The organism is Wolbachia endosymbiont (group B) of Eupithecia inturbata (assembly GCF_964030915.1).
Taxonomy (GTDB): Bacteria; Pseudomonadota; Alphaproteobacteria; order Rickettsiales; family Anaplasmataceae; genus Wolbachia.
The window spans coordinates 25,016-42,037 of record NZ_OZ034987.1; the positions used below are offsets into that span (position 1 = coordinate 25,016).

At 33.9% G+C, this 17,022-nt stretch carries 15 protein-coding genes, 1 tRNA gene and 3 pseudogenes; 4 read left to right on the top strand and 15 right to left on the bottom strand.

All coding sequences use genetic code 11. From position 1 onward, the window contains the following. Positions 1-46: 46 nt before the first annotated feature. The 4 genes and pseudogenes from ACQH21_RS00125 to ACQH21_RS00140 form a co-directional block, all read right to left on the bottom strand. A complete protein-coding gene (locus tag ACQH21_RS00125) occupies positions 47-1,015 on the bottom strand; it encodes an IS110 family transposase (protein WP_425384089.1) in 969 nt (322 codons plus the stop codon). A 174-nt stretch (positions 1,016-1,189) separates the two neighbouring features. Then, positions 1,190-1,543 (bottom strand): glycoside hydrolase family 25 protein, encoded by a 354-nt coding sequence (locus ACQH21_RS00130; protein WP_425384237.1) that lies wholly within the window; start codon positions 1,541-1,543, stop codon positions 1,190-1,192. Beyond that, on the bottom strand, positions 1,540-1,764 hold the full coding sequence (locus ACQH21_RS00135) for a hypothetical protein (protein WP_425384238.1): 225 nt from the start codon (positions 1,762-1,764) through the stop codon (positions 1,540-1,542). The genes ACQH21_RS00130 and ACQH21_RS00135 overlap by 4 nt, the downstream gene beginning before the upstream one ends. Then, positions 1,757-1,957 (bottom strand): annotated as a pseudogene (locus ACQH21_RS00140) (terminase gpA endonuclease subunit); the annotation flags it as partial. The gene ACQH21_RS00135 and the pseudogene ACQH21_RS00140, both read right to left, overlap by 8 nt. An 85-nt stretch (positions 1,958-2,042) precedes the next feature. Here ACQH21_RS00140 and ACQH21_RS00145 point away from each other — a divergent pair. Both ACQH21_RS00145 and ACQH21_RS00150 read left to right on the top strand, forming a co-directional pair. Beyond that, positions 2,043-2,915: an IS982 family transposase gene (locus ACQH21_RS00145; RefSeq protein ID WP_425383942.1), complete on the top strand. Its 873-nt coding sequence runs from the start codon at positions 2,043-2,045 to the stop codon at positions 2,913-2,915. A 131-nt stretch (positions 2,916-3,046) separates the two neighbouring features. After that, positions 3,047-4,277 (top strand): annotated as a pseudogene (locus tag ACQH21_RS00150) (IS256 family transposase). A 36-nt stretch (positions 4,278-4,313) separates the two neighbouring features. On the opposite strand, the pseudogene ACQH21_RS00155 reads toward ACQH21_RS00150, so the two are convergent. The 11 genes and pseudogenes from ACQH21_RS00155 to ACQH21_RS00205 form a co-directional block, all read right to left on the bottom strand. Further along, a pseudogene (locus ACQH21_RS00155) lies at positions 4,314-4,862 on the bottom strand (IS630 transposase-related protein); the annotation flags it as partial. A gap of 280 nt (positions 4,863-5,142) precedes the next feature. Beyond that, entirely contained in the window at positions 5,143-6,114 is a 972-nt protein-coding gene (locus tag ACQH21_RS00160) for an IS110 family transposase (RefSeq protein ID WP_425384015.1), read from the bottom strand. Positions 6,115-6,325: 211 nt separating this feature from the next. Further along, positions 6,326-6,871 (bottom strand): 5-formyltetrahydrofolate cyclo-ligase, encoded by a 546-nt coding sequence (locus tag ACQH21_RS00165; protein WP_425384239.1) that lies wholly within the window; start codon positions 6,869-6,871, stop codon positions 6,326-6,328. Further along, positions 6,855-7,484, bottom strand: coding sequence for an oxidoreductase (locus ACQH21_RS00170; RefSeq protein ID WP_425384240.1), 630 nt, complete (start codon positions 7,482-7,484; stop codon positions 6,855-6,857). Before ACQH21_RS00170 ends, ACQH21_RS00165 begins: the two co-directional genes overlap by 17 nt. Positions 7,485-7,517: 33 nt before the next feature. Further along, positions 7,518-8,645: a SurA N-terminal domain-containing protein gene (locus ACQH21_RS00175; RefSeq protein ID WP_374699617.1), complete on the bottom strand. Its 1,128-nt coding sequence runs from the start codon at positions 8,643-8,645 to the stop codon at positions 7,518-7,520. Positions 8,646-8,763: 118 nt separating this feature from the next. After that, positions 8,764-8,854, bottom strand: a tRNA-Ser gene (locus tag ACQH21_RS00180). A gap of 98 nt (positions 8,855-8,952) precedes the next feature. Next, on the bottom strand, positions 8,953-9,459 hold the full coding sequence (gene ppa / locus ACQH21_RS00185) for an inorganic diphosphatase (RefSeq protein ID WP_064085837.1): 507 nt from the start codon (positions 9,457-9,459) through the stop codon (positions 8,953-8,955). 80 nt (positions 9,460-9,539) lie between these two features. Next, entirely contained in the window at positions 9,540-10,742 is a 1,203-nt protein-coding gene (locus tag ACQH21_RS00190; RefSeq protein ID WP_425384241.1) for a WD1261 family protein, read from the bottom strand. Positions 10,743-10,854: 112 nt separating this feature from the next. After that, entirely contained in the window at positions 10,855-11,967 is a 1,113-nt protein-coding gene (mnmA, locus tag ACQH21_RS00195) for a tRNA 2-thiouridine(34) synthase MnmA (protein ID WP_425384554.1), read from the bottom strand. A 227-nt stretch (positions 11,968-12,194) separates the two neighbouring features. Beyond that, positions 12,195-13,262: a rod shape-determining protein gene (locus tag ACQH21_RS00200; protein ID WP_007302210.1), complete on the bottom strand. Its 1,068-nt coding sequence runs from the start codon at positions 13,260-13,262 to the stop codon at positions 12,195-12,197. A gap of 20 nt (positions 13,263-13,282) precedes the next feature. Further along, on the bottom strand, positions 13,283-14,701 hold the full coding sequence (locus ACQH21_RS00205; protein WP_353281463.1) for a carboxypeptidase: 1,419 nt from the start codon (positions 14,699-14,701) through the stop codon (positions 13,283-13,285). A 274-nt stretch (positions 14,702-14,975) separates the two neighbouring features. Here ACQH21_RS00205 and ACQH21_RS00210 point away from each other — a divergent pair, with 274 nt between their 5' ends. Both ACQH21_RS00210 and tilS read left to right on the top strand, forming a co-directional pair. Further along, positions 14,976-15,455, top strand: coding sequence for an OmpA family protein (locus ACQH21_RS00210; protein ID WP_007302208.1), 480 nt, complete (start codon positions 14,976-14,978; stop codon positions 15,453-15,455). A gap of 142 nt (positions 15,456-15,597) precedes the next feature. After that, on the top strand, positions 15,598-16,890 hold the full coding sequence (gene tilS / locus ACQH21_RS00215; protein WP_264704550.1) for a tRNA lysidine(34) synthetase TilS: 1,293 nt from the start codon (positions 15,598-15,600) through the stop codon (positions 16,888-16,890). Positions 16,891-17,022: the final 132 nt, after the last annotated feature.

Consider the following 17,022-nt stretch of genomic DNA (forward strand, 5'->3'; position numbering starts at 1 on the left):
AAAGAGGCGAGGCAAGCAAAAAGATACTGTCTCTCATGTCAACTGATTATTTCACTAAATCACCATTAAATGGTTGATTATTTTTTAAAATACCAAAAACCACATGCATTAATTTTCTCATTAATGCGACAATTATTACCATTGGACATTTTCCTTTGCTTGCTAAACGTTGGCAAAACTTTTGAAAGTGAGAATTATGATTCTTGACTACTATAGCTGGCATATAAAGAGTTTTGCGAATACGTTCCGACCCTATTTTACATATTCTACTTTTTTTACTGACAGATGAACCTGATTGGTAATATTCAGGATTTAGACCGGCAAAGGCTGTAAATTGTCTAGCATTATCAAAATTATCAACAGATGGCATTTCTGCAACGATAGCAACAGCAGTAAGATGTCCTATACCTTTTACAGTCTTGATGTTTTCTATCATATTTTTTAGGTGTGAATGGTTATTAACATGCTCACAAATCTCTTTTTCTATAGCAGAAATTTCTGTTTCTATTGTAGCAACTACTTCAAGTATGGCTTGCTTACAACGGGAATCCATATTTTTATTTTCCAAGCGATTCATCTGTTGTAACTTGTCGTCTTTAAGTGCTTGCAAACAACGATAGAGATCTCTTAAACGCTTGACTTCAGTAGGCGCAGGTTTCCAAAGATTAGGTTTATTAGCAATACAAAACCTAGCAATCATGGCAGCATCTGACTTATCTGTTTTGTTTCTGAGTAGCTCACTTTTGCCAAAAGCTTTGATTTGAGCAGGGTTTACCACACTTACATTATGTCCAAGGTCATACATAAAATTAACTATATTTTCACTATAACAACCAGTCGCTTCTAGGCAGAGATGAATAAGGACTGCTCCGTGATTATTACACCAAGCTACAAGCTTTTCAAAACCTTCCTTGTTATTGTGAAAAACTTTATGTCGTTCTTTGTTGTCTATCAATAAACAAGCATCAAGTTTCTTTTTAGAAATGTCTACACCTAAAATAGCATTGACTTGCATAAAATTTCCTCTAGGACTATAACGAATTGAGAGTTTAGACCAACCTTGTAATACGGGATATAATTCCAAAGATACTGTTCTGTCTTTTAACTCTATATGGGAAGGGAGCAAAATCTTTTTGTCAGCCTTTTTGGCATAAGTAATCTATCGGCTTCACCTTCCCTGCAAGACATTTTAGCTACAATGCCCTACTCCTTGAAGATACAAGTGATTTGCTTGATCCTTTCCATCTTCCCCTACACCGAAATGATATGAACCCCATAATAGACCCAAGTCTTCAGCTTCTTTTCTTCTTTCTTTGTATTTTGTATCTATGTACCCTGTTCCTTGCGTTGCCTTATGAATTACTCCAACTATACCATTCTCTTTAGCTAACTCAAAATCCACATTTTCTTGCCAATGTGACAAATCTATTATTCCATTTACTGGACTCTCTCTATTCTCCCATAGTTTTATAAAAGTTTTTAATTGCTCTAAAAATTCAGAATATTCCTCTTTTACAACTTTTCTCAGAAAATTTTTCCTCATATAATTCCTTTATTTGTTGCAAAAATAATCTTTCGTTTAGGCTTCATACCTGCAACTTTCAGTTCAGCCTTAATACGTTGCCGTAAATTCAGCAAGTCATTTATCTGAACTTCAGCATATCTCACCACATGGTCAACATATGCAATTGATACTACTCGCTCTCCGTTTTGTAGTTTCTTTATCGCTTCTTCGACTTGAACTAAATACTCTTCGTTATACATTTTCCAGCCACTTACTCTGTCTTACTTTCTTAGGTTTTTTACTTTCTATTTTTCCACTCAAACTATTCCATTTACTCTCTGGCCAACGATCAATTCCAAGCGCAATAGATGCTGCTCTCGCATAAATTCGGCAATCTAGTACTTCATTTCTTTCTCTTACTTTTTGCCACTCTTGTTTGGTGTATCCTTTTAACCCCAGTTGCGGATTAGAAATCAGTGAAAAAGCCAGGAAAATAGGGTAACCTCGGAAAATTATTTACAAAATAGAGAGGTTACCAATGAATGAAAATATAACAGAATTATTTTGCCTGATCGACGATTTTTGCAATTCAGTTGACAAGAATTTTGCAGAAAAACTTCTACCAAGTAGCAAAAAACCAACCAGGACGCCAGAGATTACGCATTCAGAGATTCTTACCATAATATTGCTATATCACCAATCCAAGTGCGACAATTTTAAAATTTTCTATGTGCATTATTTGAAATTATTATACGAATCAGCGTTTCCAAAATTGCCATCCTATAGTAGGTTTATTAGGCTAAAATCTAGGGTTTTATGGTATTTAGTGCTCTTAATGCAATGGTTTTGCGAACAGTCAAAAGTGACAGGGATTTCGTACATAGATGCAACATCTATCGCTGTTTGCCATCCAAAAAGGACCTCGAGAAATAAAGTTTTCAAAGGGTTGGCAAAGATTGGAAAGACTACCTATGGGTGGTTTTTCGGTTTTAAACTACATCTAGTAATCAACGAAGCTGGCGAAATTCAAGGGGTTACGGTGACAAAAGGCAACATTGATGATAGAAAACCTGTGCCAAATTTAACTCAGAAATTGACTGGATTATTGTTTGGAGATAAAGGATATATCAAAAAAGATCTTTTTCACGAATTATTCGATAGAGGGTTAAAGCTTGTAACCAGTATAAAAAAGGGTATGAAAAACTCATTAATGGCGCTAAATGAGAAGATTTTGTTAAGAAAAAGATCGATTATTGAGACAGTTTTTGGCTCTCTGAAAAACAACTTTGAGATTGAGCATACAAGACATAGATCACCGATAAATTTTTTGGTACACATTTTTTCTACGCTTGTTTCATATTCCATGCAGCCGAAAAAGCCCTGCATTTCTAAGCTTTACTTCGTTGGCTAATCCGCAACTGAGGTTTTTACTACCTTGCTGACTAATTGCTCTGCCGTTAGCTGCTTAAAGGGAATGTTCAAAAAAGTGTGTCAAACCGAGAAATAAAAATAAAATAGAAACAAAAAATAGAGGTTTGATATATGAGTTACAAAATAGAAAATGGAACGACTGGCCTGGTAGATTACAAAGAGCTGGAAGCAAATATACTGTCATCAATAAGGGAAGGTAAACCATTGATGGGGAGAGATGGAGCATTAACACCATTTGTAAAAAGGCTGCTGGAAGCAAGTCTAGAAGGTGAAATAGAGCATCATTTATCCAATGAAAGAGAAGAAAAGAATCGAAGAAACGGAAAGAATGGCAAAACTTTGAAGACGAGTATTTGAACTATTGACACCAAGAGATAGAGAGGGAAGTTTCGAACCACAGATAGTGAAAAAAAGGCAAACAAGCTTACATCCAGAACTTGAAACAAAGGTCTTGAACATGTTTGCAAGCGGTGTGGGATACAGGGATATAGCATCCTATGTGGAAGAAATCTATGACCATAAAATATCTGCAGCAGAGATATCTGGAATTACAGATAAATTACTGCCTATAATCAATGAATGGAGGAGTCGTCCCCTACAATCAGTATACCCGATAGTATTTATGGATGGGATGTTTTTTAAGGTCAAAGAGAATGGACATTGCATAAGTAAATGCATGTACAATATATTAGGAATAGACCAAAATGGCAGAAAAGAAGTACTGGGTTTTTACTTAGCAGAAAGTGAGGGAGCTAACTTCTGGCTAGGCGTATTAAATGACTTAAAAGAGAGAGGAGTAGAAGACATTTTGATAGCTTGTGTTGACGGTCTGAAAAGCTTCCCTACAGCTATAAATAGCGTATTTCCCAATGCTGAGGTACAGTTATGCATTGTGCACCAAATAAGAAATTCACTAAAATACGTATCCAGCAAAGATATAAAAGTTTTTATGAATGATTTGAAAAAAATATACCGTGCTACAAGTAGAGAAATCGCCGAAAATTATTTACTTGAACTGGAGGAAAAATGGGGTGAAAAATATCCTTTAGTCATAAAATCGTGGCAAAACAATTGGGAAAATTTGTCTAGTTATTTTAAGTATTCTGGCCCTGTTAGAAGGCTAATTTATACCACCAATCCAATTGAGGGGTTGCACAGACAAATCAGAAAATTTACTAAAACCAAAGGTTCATTTACCAGTACAAATGCCTTGTACAAATTGGTATATTGTGCTATAAAAAAGATAGAGCAAAAATGGGCTATGGCTTTGCCTAATTGGGCTCTAACTATATCTCAACTTGATATCTTTTTTCCTGATAGGTTAAAAATTGAGTTGAACTAAAAATTCGCTTTGACACACTTTTTTGAACATTCCCAAGGTTAACGGAGCAATTATTTTTCTTCCACTTAAGGCTGCAACCATGCTAATTCGTTGAGTTTTCTTCCCAGATTTTAGGGCATAAAACCGCTGTCCTTTCTGGCAATAACCATAGGTTCAGTGTTATCAATGCCAGACTCATCTATATACACTAATTCTTTAGGTTCTTTTGTTGCTATAACCTTTGAAAATTGAGCTCGCTTTTCTTCATTTCTTTCTTTATATCCGTAGGTCTTTTTTTTCTTGTGAATCCTATATTTTTAAGTGCTCGATGAATTGTTTGTCTACTAATATTGCCCCAGCATCTCTGACTGAGTTTTGCCACCTTGCTCATTTGCAAATTCGGCAAATGCATTCCAGTCGGTAATTTTATGCCACGCTTCCAGGCTTTTTTGACTGAAAATCTCCCGTTTTCTCACGTCTTTTCTTCCACTCATATAAAGTTGTTTTTCCGATCTTAAATCTCTTGGCAACAGTTTCTCCACTCTCTCCTTCATCCAATGCTTCCATTACCTTTTTTCTTAAGTCATAACTATTTGCTACTGGCATCCTTACCTTCCACTACTATCAATCCATATCTTACTCTTTTTGGACTATTATGAGAAGGGCTATACTATCAGAAAGAGGGAGACTATGCTACTCCTTTCTATCCATCAACTATGTTTTTTAAAAAATTTTTTATTTGTGTAATTCTGTAACTTTGTTCAATCATGTGGACAATAAAAACCCGTGTGTCATAGAAATAAAATTTTATATCAAACAGCTGCCATAATAATTTCTGTTTAGCTAATGAATATGTGCTTTAAGTCTGTGTAGACGCACATATTCATTAGCCAATTTCAGTCACCGTTGTGAGAGTATGCAAATTAATTGCTTCTTTAAGTCTTGCATTAGCAATTACTATGATTTTCCGCATTAGAGCTGTTATAGCTACCATTTTCTTCTTACCACTTTCAACAAGCTTAGAATAAAAGGCACCAAGTACAGATTTGGACCTTGCAGCAGACATGGCAGCTGTAAAAAGCTTTTTACGGACATTACTTCTACCACCTATAATCCTTCGATAACCAACAGCTTTACCACTTTCCCTAGGATGAGGTGCAACTCCAGCAAGACTTGCTACTTCCCTTCTGTTTAAGTAACCAAGCTCCGGTATTAAACACAGAAAATCTTGTGATAACTTTTTACCTATTCCAGGAACTGTTTTAAGGATTTTTTGATGTTCTTGTAACTCATGACTTTCATCAATGATTCTTTGTATAGTATTATTTAGTTCATCTATTTGGCCATTAAAAAATTCAATAGTTTTTTGACAACTTTCTCTTATATGGTCGTTTTCAGGTGCTTCCAGTCTACATTTTTCCTGAGTTCTCATTTGCGTGATGTCATCACGACGTTGACAAAGTGCAACTAAGGTTGATTGTTTTTCAGAAGTAGGTACAAATAGAGAGAGAGTTCTATGGCGTTCAAATCCATATTGAGCAAGAGCTCTTGCATCTGATTTATCGGATTTTGCTAAAGTTCCGTGAGATAAAATAAAACTTTTTACTTTACGGGTATTAGCTCGATGTACGGTGATATTCTTGTCAATAAGAAAATGTGACAAACCAAGCTCATATTTTCCTGTATTTTCTAAAGTCACTAAAGAATTAGGTAAGATATCTGAGAACTTTTGACACAATTGTTGCCAACCAGAAGTATTATTGTCAAATTCAACAGCATTCTTCTGCTTGTGAACTGCAACAACATTCTTGAATTTTCCGATGTCAATACCAATAAAATTTTGATAAGATCTAACCATTATAACCTCGATAGTTTTATTAATTTAAGATTGTAAACGGGTGCATATATATGTCCCACACAACTATTCAAACGTATCGAGAGATGGGCTAGTGTACCTTGATGGAAACGGTTGTAATACCAACTTTTTTTCGGTCGCACACGCCCGTGATAGCTCTATTCCTATAGTGAGTAGGGCTATCTTTCCCTCTTATCTCTTTTATATCACATTTTTAACTTACAACTTTTTTGAGCAATCCACTTCTACATCTAACACACATCTCAGTGATTATAATATCCAATTTTTGATCATGTTTTTCTACAGGTAAATTTTTACAATATTGCTTCTCATAGGCTACACCTATAAATATTTTTCCAAGTGGCCGTAATTTTTTTATCATTTCATCATACCAACCACCGCCAAAACCTAACCTATTAAAATGATCATCAAAAGCAACAATAGGGGTAATGATTGTGTCGGGAATTATATCTTCATCTGCTTTATTCCATTCCTCAAATTTTAATAACTTATTTTTATTAGGAATTGCTACTTTATATCCTAAATCGAGTAAATGATGCATCAAAGGCACAACATTAATTTCTCCGTCTGTTGGAATGTACGCTGCTATTGTTTTACCTTTAACGCAACTTAAGTTTTTGTTAAAGAGATTAATAAGAGAATTTGCTGCATAACTAGAATAACTTTCATCAACATCTTTTCTTATGGTTCTATATTGCTTCCTTAGTTCCTCTTTGTGCTGTTTAGTGTCTTTGAACATGTTCTATCCATTTTGCAGTGAGCTTTTCTTGTAAACTATTTTGCTTCAAGCGCTCACTTAAAAAATCAAAGTCAACAAGCTCCATATCCTGGTCTTGATTACTGCAACTATAAACAAAACTTATTTCTCCTGTTTCCTTATTTATGTGTTGCTGAATACATTGAGCGCAGATTTCTTTCATCATGCACTGCATAGGAGAGTTAACTGATGATATTGCTATGTGTTTTGGTTTCAGATATGGCTTTAAAATTGTTTTTCTAGCTTCATTTACAGCTTTCATCATTTTATCAGAACCAATAGTGATGATTTTATCTATAGTGTTTAAACTAATAGTAATTTTACCTAACTTTTCTTGCTGATATGAGCTTATTGCATTAACTATATTACCATGAAAGGATTTATCCTGATCTCTACTTGTTTCTATCAATCCTTCTTCACATGCCCAAATTACTGCACTTGATGCACGTTCTATCAGTGCTCGTTTAAATACATCACTTAATTTTTTATAGCCAGCGAAATATAAAACCTTATGATTGTTTTCAAGACATGCCTTCCCTATCGAAAATAACACTGCATTTCCAACTCCACCGCCAATGAGCATTATATTATTCATAAACTTTTTATGGAGTAGAAAACCTCTCTAACTTCAATTAAACTGATAACTAACAGCTGCATTTTTTCGCATATTATCCAATAACAGGTTGCTTTGTATCATAATCTTTTGTTGATACATTTCCTGTTTGATTGCTTCTATATCCATTGCATTATTTTTGATATCACATAACATCATCAACTTTGCAGTGCTATTTTCTCTTAATTCTACTATTTCATTCATATTTGTTTTACTAAATAAAATCTGTAAATCAGGATTTAAATTTCGCATTTTTATTTCAAACTCTTTTACGCTTGGCAACTTGAAATCATCTGCTAACTTGTCAAAATTTAAACAACTGACCTTTTGCTCCTTAAAATTAGAGAGTAAACTTTCTGAACCTTCAACTACAACCTGTTTCAGTTTTAAAGTACTTTTCAGCATTGTATGATTAAGCTGTACTTTATCTATGACTTTTATAACAGAGTAACCTTCGCTTAAACTAACCGGACCTGCTACATCACTGATTTCTAATCCTTCCAAAACGTCCTTGAGTTTACCTTTTAGCTGACTTAAATTAACGGTTGCTTTGCTCATCTTTATTGAAGATTCTGGATTATTACTGCTACGTAATTGTTTTATTAAATCTTCAGCCATCTTCTGATCAGGAATTACAAACTCCTGAAATGTAATAAGGTAGTCAGGTTTCTCTTTTTGTTTTCTTACATCGTCCACTTCTTTATCGCTGATATTGACAAGTGGCACAATTCCTACTTCAATAATCTTGTTCCACAGTAGCTGACACTTTACTTGTTTTTTTAGGGTATTGAGATCTATATTATGCTTTTTTACGTATTGATCAACTTCATCAGCCTCAAGTTTTAAACTTTGAGTTAAGAATAACGTGACAGCATTATTTAACTCCTCGTTACTCAATTCTATATTCATCTTCTGTGCTTCGCTGACAATGATAATTTCGTCTATTAACTGTCTTAGAATTTGAGATTTTACCTCTTTTTGATTAATCTTCTGAGTGCCAAGCAATGAATTTATGAAGTTTATACGTCTTTCGATATCTAAATTTGAAATTGGCTCACCATTTACATCTGCAACAATTTCAATCTCAGTTGCAAGTAACCTAAGCGGCAGCATTATTAATATCAAAATTAGTATTTTATGCATATAAAATTATTTAGCTAATAACTAATTCTATAATAAATACTGAATAAACGCTAGCTAACTTTTTAATAATTAAAAAAGAGGATGAAATTACTGTAATGAATACCTAAACAATAATATACGGAAGGAGAGGGATTCGAACCCTCGATACGACTTTTCAATCGTATAACGGTTTAGCAAACCGCCGCCTTCAGCCGCTCGGCCACCCTTCCAAATTATTACTATAATATCAAGACCTTTACTGCCTGTCTAATGCTTTTAACCGCAACATAAAAAACAACAATATTTTTCTGAGCAGCTCTAATGCAAACTAATTTCTACTTTTTTCAATGATTTTTTTTGCTTTTTCCACATCAGCCCATTCTCCAACTGTTACCGTTTTTCCCTTTTCTAAATCTTTATAATGAGAAAAGAAATGAGCAATTTTATCTAGTAGATTTTTAGGTAAGTCAGAATAGTTCTTTATATTGTCATAATAGCTATCAACACTGGAGATAGGTACAGCTAATATTTTTTCATCCTCTCCTTTTTCATCTTTGGTAAGTAATGCACCTACTGGACGCACCGATATCAAAACTCCAGGCGCTAAAGGAAATTGAGTTAGCACCAAAACATCCGCAGGGTCACCATCACCTGCGCAGGTATTTGGTACAAATCCATAATTGCAAGGATAAGTCATTGAGGTAGACAAAAATCTGTCAACTTGTAATAATCCGAGCTCTTTATTAAATTCATACTTTACGGGTTCAGCATTTGCGCCTATTTCAATTACTACATTTATTTCATCTGGTTTTGTTGTTATTTTGCTTAAATCCATGGATTACCTCGTTATTCAAGAGAAGATATTATATAGCATACACTTTAAAAGTGCTACATTTATCATTCATAAGTAGAGGTTTATGGTTGCATAGGACCATTTGTAAAACCATTAATAGTTGCACTGTTGAACGTTGAATGTGGCGGTTCTTGAGGTGATTTCAGTAGTTGAAATAAAGCATATACTACTACAATAGTCAGTACTGCAGCAATTATTAGATTAGTTTGTGGGCTCATTGAGTTAAACAAATTTTGCTCCATAAAGAAATAATCGGTAGCATATAACCCAACAGACAATACAAACATACCTAAAATAAGTTTACAGACTGTGTTTTTATGATTTTTCTTGCTGACAATGAAATTTGGCCTACATTTATTCTCTTCTTGTGGCACTGAGTAGTATATATTTTTAGGGCTTGTTACTAATTGTTCAAATTCATCACTGTTTTGGTTTTTTAACAGTTGCTCCAGGGTGTTTTTTGTATTCTTAGGATATATTAATCCATCCATTTTTAATGCTCTCTCTTGTCGATCCACATCCTCATGATCGATTGTATATTCGATGGTTCCATCTCTACTTGATAGCTCGATCCTTTGTAGTGAGCTAGCTAAGAGCATTATATAGCTCTCTATTAATGGATCTTCACATATCTCTGATACTTCTCTTTTTACTGTTTTGTTAGATGACGAAAGTTTTTTATAATGACTACCCAAAGAAAAGAACAATGCTATATCTTTATCTACTTTTATGTTGTGAATAGAATAATAGAAATCAATAATGCATTTACTTAAGGTAAATTCTCTGTCATATTCGTTTAATGCATTTTCTTCACTTAGTAACTTTCTAACATCAATAAGCACCTTATTTTCAAAATCTTCTACTGTTTTAAATATTGATTCTCTCTTTGGATTTGCCAAAACGTTAAGTAAATCTAATTTTCTTCCATCTACTATTTCGTGTATGTCTTTACCTAACTCAGACTCCTTAATAACTTTATATATTTCATCTATGATATCTTGAGTGCTCAGATTATTACTCCCGCTTAAAATTTCATAAGCTTGAGTATAAATTAAGAACAACCCTTGTAGACTAAATTGTAAGTTAAAATATTTATCTAATGATTCCTCTTTTTTTCTAACGAATGAAGACAAACCAATATGGTTTCTGTGGTCTATTTTACCAGTTAAGTTAGCATGTTGAAAATTGCCTAAAAAAATAAACAAGGCCTCTAATAAATTGCCTTTACCAACAATTTTTATTAATTCTTCAACTTCTTTAACCATCCCTCTAGTCCACAATATAATAATTATCTTTATAGTATAAAGAATATAGGATAAAACAGCAATAAATTTTATTGTATGTTTACATTCTGCATTAAAAGATTAAACCACCAAGTTAGAAGCATATCCAACCTCCACCGATAACTTGTTCGCCCTTATATGCTACACAGGCTTGACCTGGACTGATGCCAAAGTAATCGTCGTTTAAAATTACACAGGCTTTGTTCTTTTCGTCAGTTGAATATATTGTCGCTAAGCTTCCTGCATGTGATGACCTAAGCTTCACAGTTACTTCCATGCCTTCTTTTGGTTGTTCTAACCAATTTAACTCTTTGACCAATATCTTTTTTTGCATTAGAGCATTGATCGGGCCTACTACAACTTCATTATTTTCTGTATTAATTCTTACTACATAAAGAGGCTCACTGTGTGCAATGCAGAGGCCTCTTCTCTGGCCCACTGTAAAATTTACTATGCCGCTGTGCTCACCTAGCACTTTTCCATGAATATCTACTATTTTACCTTTCTGTACAGATTGTGGAGCTAATTTAGCTATTGTTTTACTATAGCTTTCGGAAACGAAGCATATATCTTGACTATCCGGCTTTTCAGAGATTTGTAAGCTAAAATATTTTGCTAATTTTCTTATATCACTTTTATAGAACCCACCTAGTGGAAATCGCAAAAGCTTTAACTGCTCCTCAGTTGTAGCAAACAAAAAATAACTTTGATCTTTACTTTTATCAATACTTCTGCACAACTTTACCTCACCATTTTCTTCTAATCTTCTTACGTAATGTCCTGTTACGAGCACATCCGCACCAAGATTTTTTGTGACTTGCAATAGATCACGGAATTTGACTGTTTGGTTACATCTTACACATGGTATGGGGGTTTCCCCACGCATGTAAGTATTCGCAAAATCTTCTATTACTTCCTTTTTAAATGTTTCTTCGTAATTTAAAATATAATGAGGAAAGCCAACACTTTCAGCTACGCGTTTGGCGTCATAAATATCTTGTCCAGCGCAGCATGCACCTTTTCTTGCATTAGCATTGCCATCAGTGCCATATAGCTGAAGAGTCACACCTATCACTTCGTACCCAAGGTTATACAGCAGTGCTGCAGCAACGGAGCTATCAACTCCCCCGGACATTGCAACAATAGCCTTAGTTTGATGCGGAGCTTTATCTTTTAATAAAGGTTCAATTTCAAATTCTTTTAGCATATAATTTATAAACACAAACCTGGTGTCAAGCACTGGAATCCAGTTTCTATTACACAATTTCATCGAAACAGCGTACTTATTTGTAGTCAAGTTCCAGTGTCAAGCGCTGGGATGACACCCCTTCCTGCTGGAAGTTGCCTTTAAATTACTTGATGCGTGACACTGGGATCTCATTTATATTACATAATTCCATCAAAACAATTCGATAAACTGCCTTCAAAAACAACTTAATCTTGCTTGAATAAAACATGGCCAAAATAGTCCATGTTTTCAAGTACTTTTCCGCTACCTAGGGCAACACAACAAAGTGGATCATCTGCAACACGAACTGGTAATTTTGTTGTTTCACTAATAACTTTACTCAAGTTGCGCAATAACCCACCTCCACCAGATAAAATTATTCCTCTATCAACTATATCAGAAGAAAGTTCAGGTGGAGTACTCTCCAGTGCAGTTCTAATAGCAGAAATTATCTGATGTACAGGCTCTATTAGGCTCTCTGCAACTTGATATTCTGATAAAAGCATTTCTTTTGGCATACCACTCACTAAATCCCTGCCTTTAATTATCATTCCCTCTTTGTTGTTTTCAACTGGCAGACTGGCTGAACCGACGTTTTTCTTAATTTTTTCAGCAGTTGTTTCGCCAATCAATAACTTATGATTTTCACGAATGTATGACTTTATTGCCTCATCCATAATATCACCACCTACTCTGGCAGAACGTGAATAAACAATTCCACCTAAAGAAATAATTGCAACTTCAGTTGTACCACCTCCTATGTCAACAATCATAGAACCTTCAGGTTCGGTAACTGGAAGTCCAGCCCCAATTGCTGCAGCCATTGGTTCTTCAATTAAGAATACTTCATTTGCACCAGCACTTTCTGCTGCATCTTGTATAGCACGCCTTTCAACTGGGGTAGATCCAGATGGAACACATATGATAATACTAGGCTTATTAACAGTGAATCTTGTGTTTGCGCTGCGTATGAAATATTTTAACATTTCTTCCGCGCTTTTAAAATCAGCAATAACTCCGTCTTTCAAGGGCCTTATCGCTTCTATTTCTCCAGGTGTTTTTCCGAGCATCATCTTAGCTTTTTTGCCAAAAGCATAAGGAACGTAACTTCCTTTTTCTTTTACTCTTGCTACAACTGAGGGTTCATCAAGCACTATCCCCTGACTTTTCTGATAAACTAAAGTATTTGCAGTACCAAGATCTATAGCAATATCGCTAGCAAATAAACCTTTGAAAGTAAAAAAATTTCTGATTAAATTCTGAACAAAACTCATACACAACTCAAGAAAACCATTTATTGAGACAAATTATACTTTTCAGATAAGTAACTAGTGTAGCACTCAATATCTAAATCCCTACCTGTTACCTTTTTTAGCTGTTCCAAAAAGCCATAATTTGCACTATATACATTTTTAGAGAACCAATCGATAAGTAAACTGAAATCTCCTTTTACTATAGAATCTAAAAATTCGTAATGATTTTTCTTAATGAAAGAAAAAAACTGCACAGCAGCGATTAACGCTATGACTTTAATAGGAAAGTAGCCTATAACACCACTTATCCAATACTCATCTTGAAAATAAGTGTCTAGCTCATTTTTAGCTTTTACTGAAATCTTGTAATGCTTCATACCTTCCAACCATTTATCGTGTAGATCTTTAACTTCTAACGTACCATTTATTAGATCTTGTTCTAATTTAGTTCTTAGCATAATGTGAGCCAATAAACTAAATTCATCCGCATTCTTCAAAAAAGATGAAAGATTTACTTTATTGAAAATCAAATACAAATTTTCAACACTACTATTAATTTTGCCTTTTGTAGAAAGTTTCTCCTTTATGTGTGGTTGAATGAACTCAATAAATTCTCTGGATGTTCCAATGATCCTTTCCATGAATAACCCTTGAGTTTCATACATAATATGTTTAGTAATTGAGCTCTTTATAGAATTTTGCGCTAAACATTTTTGATGAATTGCATAACCAGTATGCCGTAAAAGTAAAAATAAACCATAACAAAGGTCAGATTCATCATAATCGATAGGATCGTAATAAGAAATGGAAATCTCATTTGGTGTAACACTCATTTGCTGTAAGAATAAGGAACCAAGTTCAATCTGTCTCTGAACCGTAACTTTTTGTATATTAGTAACCTTATCCTTCTTCTGCTTTTGAGTTACTTTCTCTACATTTTCACTAAAAAATTTACCTAGCTTAGGAAATATTTCCTTTATGTTCTTTTCTGTGATATTAGAGTCATAGTCAGCAAGCAATGACTCATAATTTGAGCGCTTTAATTGCTGCGATTTTATAGAAGCTGCTTCACGAGTAAGCTTAATTAGGTTAGTAAAGCATTCTTTCAGCTTTGCTAAGTTACTAATTTCAGAATTAGTTAGCCTCCATAAGTTTTGGCATTCAATCTTAGCTTTGGACAAAGATTTTACTAAATCAACAGGAATAGCACTGCTGCTTTTGTGTATCCCCTCTATTAACTTCAGCTGCTGAATATTAGCACTCTTTTTATTCCTAAGAGCATTCGCTAATGATTCCTTTATTGCATCATGAGAGATAATTTCATGTCTGATTTCCTCTAGAAGACACATTTGTTCAACTTTGTCCTCTACATTCAATTGGCTTTTGCTTAGTAGTTTTAGTGTGTTTTCGATATTCCTTACCTTATGTAATACTTCCTCTAAAAACTTATAAGATCTCATTTTTATTCATTGCTTTGAAACATCTGCTTAATATCGTAATAGATTAATAATAAAGTTAAAAGTATATTTGCTTAAAGTACAATAAAAAATTGTATTTTTATTCTTTTATTGTACTTCATTGCTAAGAATTGAGCATCTTATCAGAAAATTAATTATAAGATTGTAAAGAAAACATTTAGTATTTTATTTCCCTTGACTCTATTCTAGTATAGAGGGATTATTAGTACTAAAATTAAAATTACGCACTATATTTTAAATTTATGGAGGTTTAGTGATGTGGAGTAGACTGATTATAATGTGTTGTTTTTGTTTACTGCTTACTGGTGTAAGTTCTTGCCCTAAAAAAGGAGTAAATACGACAAATAAAATGAATGCTGTTGTTAAGCAGATAGGTGATAAAAGAGTTTTCTTTGGTTATGATGAATCTAGTATCAGTGAAGTGAGTGCAGATGCATTACTTGACGTGATGGAAGTGTTACAAAATAATCCTGACGCAAAGGTCACTTTAACTGGTCATACTGACAATCGTGGTTCTCACGAGTATAATCTTGCACTAGGAGCTAGAAGAGCAGATGCAGCTAAAAAATTTATGGTCAGCTGTACACCTTATCTAGAAAATAGAATAAAAACTGCTTCTAAAGGTGAAACTGAGCCTTTGGTTAATGTAAAAGATGATTCTAGAAATTCCAAATATGAAAAAGAGCATGCTAAAAATCGTAGAGTGGAATTTTCATTTTCTGGAATAAAGAAGTAGTTTCTTGCATTAAAACCTGGATCCCAGTGTCAAGCACTGGGATGACAAAAGAGAGCAATTCCGCTGCTTGTTAGCGGGATCTATATATACCACAAATAAGTCGCTGTATGACGTAGAGACTATCTGGCCATCAAGAAACATAATGAAATTAGAGTTATTATTTCAAAATATAGCTAATAGCTTTGCTTTCCATAACCAAATCGCAGTTGCAGTATCAGGTGGTGTAGATAGTATAGTCTTACTGCATTTAATGACTAACTGGGCAAAAAAAAACAAGCTTTCACTTCCTATAGCATTAACAGTAAATCATGGGTTACGTTCAGAGTCTCAAAAAGAAGCTGATTTTGTTATAAGTTATGCAAAAGAACTTGGAGCAAAGGAATCGTTCATATTAAATTGGGAGAAGCAAAATATTAAAGGTAATATTCAGTTACAGGCACGAAAAGCACGATATAAGTTACTAGCAGAGTGGTGTAAAAACAATAATGTTAAATGTTTGCTCGTTGCTCATCACAAAGATGATCAAGCAGAAACGTTCTTATTAAGATTGGAGCGAGGTAGTGGAGTAGATGGATTATCATCAATGGATTACAAATCTTTCTTAAATGGTATTTATATATTTAGGCCGTTGTTAAATTTTAGTCGTAGTGAAATAGAAAAGTACGCTAATCTTCACCGGTTAAAATGGATCGAAGATAGAAGCAATTATGACTTAAAATACAGACGAACTTTATACCGTAACTTACTTAAAGCAAGTGACAATCAAGAGATTTTAACAGAGCGAATATGCCTCACAGCCCTTCATATGAAAAGAGCTGCAAAAGCGTTGATGCACTACACACGCCTTGCACTTAATGACTGCGTTAATATTCATGATCTTGGTTATATTGAAATTAAACTAGATGAACTTTATAAACTGCCAGAGGAAATAGCTTTAAGGCTTCTTCTTTATTCTATAATGGCAATTGTCAACAAGCACTATAAACCAAGGTGCCGTAGCCTTATCGCAATATTTAATAGAATATTGCAACAAAATAGTGATGTTAATTGCACACTCTATGGATGCAAAATAAGAAAATATGGAGAAAGTATTTTGATAATGAGAGAATCGTCAAATATACAGGAAATTACTGTACACTTACCATTAAATGGTTCTATTGAATGGGATAACAGGTTTAGCTGCACAATATTTGGAGATCAGGAGTGTTCAGTAACTATTGCTCCGCTAAAAAAAACACAAAAAATCCCTGAATTTCTAAAAAATTATGATTATTGCTCTGAAGTTTACTATTCTTTGCCTACAGTACAAAAAGATGGAAAGATGCTTGCTTATCCATGTATGAAACATAATAGTAAGAGCACTAGTGATGATGAGATTAAATATTTTATTTCTAGTATAATAAAGGAAAATTTGCTAAAGTTAACTGATATTTAATTAAGGATTACAATGAGTGGGGCAAGATTTTTGAAATTTGTAATTATTTTTCTAAAGTTTACTACTCTTTTCCAACAGTGAAAAAAATGGAAAGGTGGTTGCTTATCCTGATGTAAATTATAACGGAGAAAT

What these genes read in the sequence shown, in the direction of transcription:
- ACQH21_RS00165 (WP_425384239.1), bottom strand. Translation starts at nt 6,871, where the DNA reads ATGTTCAAAGACACTAAACAGCACAAAGAGGAACTAAGGAAGCAATAT.
- ppa (WP_064085837.1), bottom strand. Translation starts at nt 9,459, where the DNA reads ATGGATTTAAGCAAAATAACAACAAAACCAGATGAAATAAATGTAGTA.
- ACQH21_RS00175 (WP_374699617.1), bottom strand. Translation starts at nt 8,645, where the DNA reads ATGCATAAAATACTAATTTTGATATTAATAATGCTGCCGCTTAGGTTA.
- ACQH21_RS00125 (WP_425384089.1), bottom strand. Translation starts at nt 1,015, where the DNA reads ATGCAAGTCAATGCTATTTTAGGTGTAGACATTTCTAAAAAGAAACTT.
- ACQH21_RS00205 (WP_353281463.1), bottom strand. Translation starts at nt 14,701, where the DNA reads ATGAGATCTTATAAGTTTTTAGAGGAAGTATTACATAAGGTAAGGAAT.
- ACQH21_RS00170 (WP_425384240.1), bottom strand. Translation starts at nt 7,484, where the DNA reads ATGAATAATATAATGCTCATTGGCGGTGGAGTTGGAAATGCAGTGTTA.
- tilS (WP_264704550.1), top strand. Translation starts at nt 15,598, where the DNA reads ATGAAATTAGAGTTATTATTTCAAAATATAGCTAATAGCTTTGCTTTC.
- ACQH21_RS00210 (WP_007302208.1), top strand. Translation starts at nt 14,976, where the DNA reads ATGTGGAGTAGACTGATTATAATGTGTTGTTTTTGTTTACTGCTTACT.
- mnmA (WP_425384554.1), bottom strand. Translation starts at nt 11,967, where the DNA reads ATGCTAAAAGAATTTGAAATTGAACCTTTATTAAAAGATAAAGCTCCG.
- ACQH21_RS00145 (WP_425383942.1), top strand. Translation starts at nt 2,043, where the DNA reads ATGAATGAAAATATAACAGAATTATTTTGCCTGATCGACGATTTTTGC.
- ACQH21_RS00135 (WP_425384238.1), bottom strand. Translation starts at nt 1,764, where the DNA reads ATGTATAACGAAGAGTATTTAGTTCAAGTCGAAGAAGCGATAAAGAAA.
- ACQH21_RS00200 (WP_007302210.1), bottom strand. Translation starts at nt 13,262, where the DNA reads ATGAGTTTTGTTCAGAATTTAATCAGAAATTTTTTTACTTTCAAAGGT.
- ACQH21_RS00160 (WP_425384015.1), bottom strand. Translation starts at nt 6,114, where the DNA reads ATGGTTAGATCTTATCAAAATTTTATTGGTATTGACATCGGAAAATTC.
- ACQH21_RS00190 (WP_425384241.1), bottom strand. Translation starts at nt 10,742, where the DNA reads ATGGTTAAAGAAGTTGAAGAATTAATAAAAATTGTTGGTAAAGGCAAT.
- ACQH21_RS00130 (WP_425384237.1), bottom strand. Translation starts at nt 1,543, where the DNA reads ATGAGGAAAAATTTTCTGAGAAAAGTTGTAAAAGAGGAATATTCTGAA.